This window comes from Streptococcus intestinihominis, assembly GCF_046824975.1.
In the GTDB taxonomy this organism is placed as follows: Bacteria; Bacillota; Bacilli; order Lactobacillales; family Streptococcaceae; genus Streptococcus.
Window position 1 is genome coordinate 62,388 of record NZ_JBKQBL010000001.1, and the last position, 5,126, is coordinate 67,513.

General features: G+C 42.6%; 6 protein-coding genes. 2 read left to right on the plus strand and 4 right to left on the minus strand.

Going from position 1 to position 5,126, the window contains the following annotated elements:
* Nucleotides 1-425: tRNA (cytidine(34)-2'-O)-methyltransferase (locus ACLOR3_RS00320; protein ID WP_412036878.1), on the minus strand; the 425-nt coding region annotated here is incomplete at its 3' end.
* Between the two features lie 300 nt (nucleotides 426-725).
* Between ACLOR3_RS00320 and trkA the strand changes: the two genes are divergently transcribed.
* Both trkA and ACLOR3_RS00330 read left to right on the plus strand, forming a co-directional pair.
* Complete coding sequence (trkA, locus tag ACLOR3_RS00325) at nucleotides 726-2,081, plus strand: Trk system potassium transporter TrkA (protein WP_048688284.1); 1,356 nt, start codon at nucleotides 726-728, stop codon at nucleotides 2,079-2,081.
* Between the two features lie 3 nt (nucleotides 2,082-2,084).
* Nucleotides 2,085-3,545: a TrkH family potassium uptake protein gene (locus ACLOR3_RS00330; RefSeq protein ID WP_048688288.1), complete on the plus strand. Its 1,461-nt coding sequence runs from the start codon at nucleotides 2,085-2,087 to the stop codon at nucleotides 3,543-3,545.
* A gap of 77 nt (nucleotides 3,546-3,622) precedes the next feature.
* Here ACLOR3_RS00330 and yidD read toward each other — a convergent pair whose 3' ends face one another.
* The 3 genes from yidD to scpB form a co-directional block, all read right to left on the minus strand.
* Entirely contained in the window at nucleotides 3,623-3,877 is a 255-nt protein-coding gene (gene yidD, locus ACLOR3_RS00335; RefSeq protein WP_048688293.1) for a membrane protein insertion efficiency factor YidD, read from the minus strand.
* A complete protein-coding gene (locus ACLOR3_RS00340) occupies nucleotides 3,877-4,605 on the minus strand; it encodes a pseudouridine synthase (protein ID WP_023024093.1) in 729 nt (242 codons plus the stop codon). Before ACLOR3_RS00340 ends, yidD begins: the two co-directional genes overlap by 1 nt.
* On the minus strand, nucleotides 4,595-5,126 hold a 532-nt coding region (gene scpB / locus ACLOR3_RS00345), incomplete at its 5' end, for an SMC-Scp complex subunit ScpB (protein WP_412036879.1). The genes ACLOR3_RS00340 and scpB, both read right to left, overlap by 11 nt.

The window sequence follows — 5,126 nt, forward strand, 5'->3', positions numbered from 1 at the left end:
TGCTCATCATTCATCGGAATCCGAATCGCCTTTTCAGCATGAAGCCGCATAAAATCCTCTGGTAAGCCTTTGTCCTCACGACCAAAAATGAAATAATGTTCTGCATCATCATTATAATCCACATCCGAATAGGTCTGATCAGCAAATTTTGAAACCAGGTGGACCTTTCCTCCAGCTGCAGCCTCCATAAATTCATCCAAGCTGTCGTAAAAGCGAACATCCAACTTATCCCAATAATCCAGTCCCGCACGTTTCATCTTCCGATCATCGATAGGAAAAGCCATGGGCCGAATGATGTGAAGGGGGGCATTGGTAGCTGCACAAGTACGAGCAATGTTCCCTGTGTTTTGGGGAATTTGAGGTTGATAGAGAACTACATGGTTTTTTGATTTGGTTTCTGTATAAGCTAATTCTTCAATATTCATCACGATCTCATTTCTGGCAAAAAAATAGCCACACTGCCCGGAGTCAAGCTCAGCAAACAGCGTGGTTACGACTTCATTAACTTAACTCACAACAGGTTTGAGGTAAATCAATGAGGTTACTGTATCAGTATACCACTTTCATGCCTCCTGTCAACTATTTCGACAAAAAAATTTCACTTTTTTACATTCTCTTTCATGTAGTTTAGAGAATCTGCCCCTTTATGCCCTATCTCCACTATTAAGAGGTGATTTTTTTTTGAAAATAGAGTAAGATAGAATCATACTTTGGAGGAAATATTCATGAAAATTATTGTAGTTGGAGGCGGTAAAGTCGGAACAGCACTCTGTCGTTCCCTCGTCGCAGAAAATCACGATGTCATCTTGATCGAACAAGATGAAGCCGTTGTTAATCATATTACCAAACGCTACGATATCATTGGTATTGTTGGAAATGGTGCCAACTTTAAGATTCTCGAACAAGCAGATGTAGCCGACTGTGACATCTTTGTCGCCCTAACAGAGCAAGACGAAGTCAATATGGTATCTGCCGTCTTAGCCAAAAAAATGGGAGCCAAAGAAACCATTGTCCGGGTCCGTAATCCGGAATACTCAAATTCTTATTTTAAAGAGAAAAATATTCTCGGCTTCTCACTAGTCGTCAATCCTGAGCTTCTTGCTGCCCGCTACATTGCTAATAGCATTGACTTCCCAAATGCCTTATCTGTTGAGCACTTCGCTGGTGGGCGAGTGGCCTTCATGGAGTTCAAAATCAAGGAGGAAAGCCCGCTCTGCCAGATGACCCTTTCTCAATTCAGAAAGAAATACGGAAACATCATTATCTGTGCTATCGAACGGCAAGGTCAGTTAACGATTCCAGATGGCGACTTCACTTTACAAGCCTTTGATAAGATTTTCATGACTGGAAATCGAGTGGAAATCGTAGACTTCCACAATAGCATTCGTCCGCAAGTCGTTAAAAGCCTGCTTCTGATCGGAGCTGGCAAGATTTCCTACTATCTCCTAAATATTTTGGAAAATAGCAAACGGAAGATTGACTTAAAAGTCATTGAAATCGATCAAAAACGGGCAGAATGGTTTAGTCAAGAATTCCCTGACCTCTATGTTATCCAGGGAGATGGGACATCAAAAGATATTCTAATGGAAGAGCGAGCAGGTAACTTTGATGCCGTGGCGACTCTAACAGGGGTTGATGAAGAAAACATTATCGCTTCTATGTTCCTAAATAGCGTAGGTGTTCAAAAGAATATTACCAAGGTCAACCGGACTAGCCTACTGGAAATTATTGATCGGCAAGATTTTTCAAGTATTGTGACACCCAAAGGAATTGCGGTGGACACCATCATGCACTTCATTCGTGGTCGCTATAATGCCCGCTATTCAAATCTTGAAGCCTTGCACCACGTCGCCAACGGTCAAATCGAGACCCTTCAATTCCAGATTCGCGAAGAAAACAAAATGACGGGCAAACCTTTGGCACAACTGAAATTGAAAAAAGGTGTTCTCATCGCAGCCATTATTCGAAACGGGAAAGCTATTTTCCCAACTGGAGATGACCATCTTTTGATAGGGGATCGCATTATCGTTACTACCCTAATCAGCAACATCACTAAAATCTATGATTTGTTAGAGGGGTAAGCCATGAACAAAAGTATGATTCGCTACCTTTTAGCAAAACTCCTTCTGATTGAAGCCATGTTGCTCTGTGTGCCGATTGTGGTTGCACTTCTCAATCTAAAGAACGATTTTGTTGTCAAGGATAGCCCGACTGTCTTTATCTCCCTATTTGCAACCATTGCCATCCTCCTTGTATTGGGAGGCATTGGTTCCTTTTTCAAACCCAAAGATTTTCACATCTATGCCAAGGAAGGCGTTCTGATTGTGGCTTTGTGTTGGATCCTCTGGTCCTTCTTTGGTGCTCTTCCTTTTGTCTTTTCAGGACAAATCCCAAACATCATTGATGCATTTTTCGAAGTTAGCTCTGGTTTTACGACTACAGGGGCAACCATTTTAAATGACGTCTCCGTCCTCAGTCCTTCCCTTCTTTTCTGGCGTAGTTTCACCCACTTAATCGGAGGGATGGGGGTACTGGTCTTTGCCCTAGCTATTATGGACAATAACAAGAACAGCCACCTCGAAGTGATGAAAGCAGAAGTGCCTGGTCCCGTATTTGGTAAAATTGTATCCAAATTGAAGAACACAGCTCAAATCCTTTATTACCTCTATTTGGCCCTCTTCTTCCTCTTTGTCGTGATCTACTTCTGTGCTGGCATGCCTCTTTATGATAGCTTTATCATTGCTATGGGGACTGCTGGTACTGGTGGGTTCACCGTCTTCAATGACGGGATTGCCCACTACCATTCGACGCTTATTACCTATTTGGTCAGCTTTGGTGTCTTGGTATTTGGGGTTAACTTCAATCTCTATTACTACATCATGCTTCGTAAATTCAAAGCCTTCTTCGGCGATGAAGAACTTCGCACCTACCTGATGATTGTCGGGGTTTCTTCCCTTCTGATTGCCTGCAATATTTTCCATCTCTATCATAATTTTGCGGATAGTTTTGAAATGTCCTTTTTCCAAGTCTCCAATGTCATTACCACGACTGGATTTGGTTTTGGCAATACTGTTGATTGGCCGCTCTTTTCTCAGTTCCTCCTTCTCATGCTCATGGTGGTTGGTGGATCCGCTGGGTCAACGGCTGGGGGACTAAAAGTGATTCGCTGCTTGATTTTAGCTCGGATTGGGAAGAATCAAATTCGTTCGACTCTCTCACCCAACCGGGTGATGACCCTACATGTGAATGGCACTGCCTTGGATAAGGACACCCAGCACAAAATCTTAAAATATTTCGTAGTCTATACCTTGATTACGATCGCCCTCATTGCGGTTGTCAGCTTTGACAGCAACAATTTTATGACAGTTGTCAGTGCAGTCTTTAGTTGCTTTAACAATATTGGACCGATGATTGGGACAACGGATACCTTCGCTATCTTTAGCCCCATCTCTAAATTCTTACTATCAATTGCCATGATTGCAGGAAGGTTAGAAATCTACCCGATGTTACTGCTCTTTATGCCTCGCACCTGGTCAGATCGCTAAAAACAAAAAGTTTTGGAGAATTTCCAAAACTTTTTTCTTTGCTCTGAGTGAGACTTCTTATAAAAGTTTGCTCTAACTTAATTTTCGCTTTTCTCTTCTTCTAGGTGGCTTCTCAGACTGAAATGATCTGGAACTGGATCTACTCCAGTCTTGCTCCAGGGATGGCAACGAAGAATCCGAGCAAGCCCCATCAGAATCCCTTTCAAACCATGCCGTTCAATAGCCTGAATCATATAGTTGGAACAGGTAGGACTATAGCGACAGGAAGGTGGAAAGAGGGGAGAAAGAAGGCGTTGATAGAGACGAACAAGACCAATCGCACATTTCTTCATTATTTTTTCGTCTTTGTCACTGCAAGGGTATGCAATTGGCTGATTTCTTTTTTATTGAGACGGCGGTATTCACCAGGACGAAGTCCAGAAACGTCTAGATTTCCAAATTGGGTTCGGGACAATTTATCCACCAAGAGGCCAACGGCTTCAAACATCTTTTTGACTTGGTGATTGCGTCCTTCATGGATGGTCAATTGGACAACTGAGCGATTCTTTTCTGGATCAACCTTTAGAATCTCATAGGTTGCTGGCTTGGTCTTTTTGCCATCAATGGTCACACCACGAGTCAAGGGACGCAAGTTTTCTTTGTTCGCCAATCCCTTCACACGCGCAACATAAACCTTATCAATCTCATTACGCGGATGGATCATTTCATCCGTAAAATCACCATCATTGGTCAAAATCAGGACACCAGAAGTATCCCAGTCCAAACGACCAACAGGATAAATCCGTTCCTTGACTTGCGGTAACAAATCAATAACAGTTGGTCTCCCTTTATCGTCTGATACACTGGAGATGACCCCTCTTGGTTTATTTAAGAGGTAGTAAACCTTCTCCTCGTTGTATATCGGTTGACCTTCTACTTCTACCTTGTCTCCAGACTTGATCGTTGTCGCCAATTCACGGACTACTTGGCCATTTACAGTGACAAGGCCTTGCTTAATCAATTCCTCTGCTTTGCGGCGGCTTGCGACACCAGCATGAGCAATATATTTGTTAATTCTCATCAATTTCCTCCGTTCTTTCTGTAAATAATTGGCTTTCTTGACCGATTAACTCAGTCTCTTCAACAATTGGTAGCTCGTCTAGATGGTTAATCCCCATGTAATCCAAAAAGTAATCTGTCGTCACATAGAGATTGGGTCTCCCAATAACTTCTTTCTTCCCATCTTCTCGAATCAACTCAAAAGAAAGTAATTTTGAAATAGCTCCACTTGAGTTCACCCCTCGAATATCATCGACTTCAATCCGAGTAATCGGCTGTTTATAGGCAATGATAGAGAGAGTTTCCAAGGCAGCCCGAGAGAGACTTTGATTCATTGGTGACTTTGAATACTCACGTAACAGCTCTGCATATTGGGACTTGGTCACTAATTTATAGGTTGACGCTGTCTCTAATAAGGCCATACTAGAATCTTGATCCTGCTCATATTTCTGGGCCAATTTTTCTAAACTTTGAATCACCCCTGTGGGAGGAAGGGATAAGAGGTCGGCAATCTGCCTCACCGTCAAACTATCTTCTCCTGCA

What these genes read in the sequence shown, in the direction of transcription:
- trkA (WP_048688284.1), top strand. Translation starts at nt 726, where the DNA reads ATGAAAATTATTGTAGTTGGAGGCGGTAAAGTCGGAACAGCACTCTGT.
- ACLOR3_RS00330 (WP_048688288.1), top strand. Translation starts at nt 2,085, where the DNA reads ATGAACAAAAGTATGATTCGCTACCTTTTAGCAAAACTCCTTCTGATT.
- yidD (WP_048688293.1), bottom strand. Translation starts at nt 3,877, where the DNA reads ATGAAGAAATGTGCGATTGGTCTTGTTCGTCTCTATCAACGCCTTCTT.
- ACLOR3_RS00340 (WP_023024093.1), bottom strand. Translation starts at nt 4,605, where the DNA reads ATGAGAATTAACAAATATATTGCTCATGCTGGTGTCGCAAGCCGCCGC.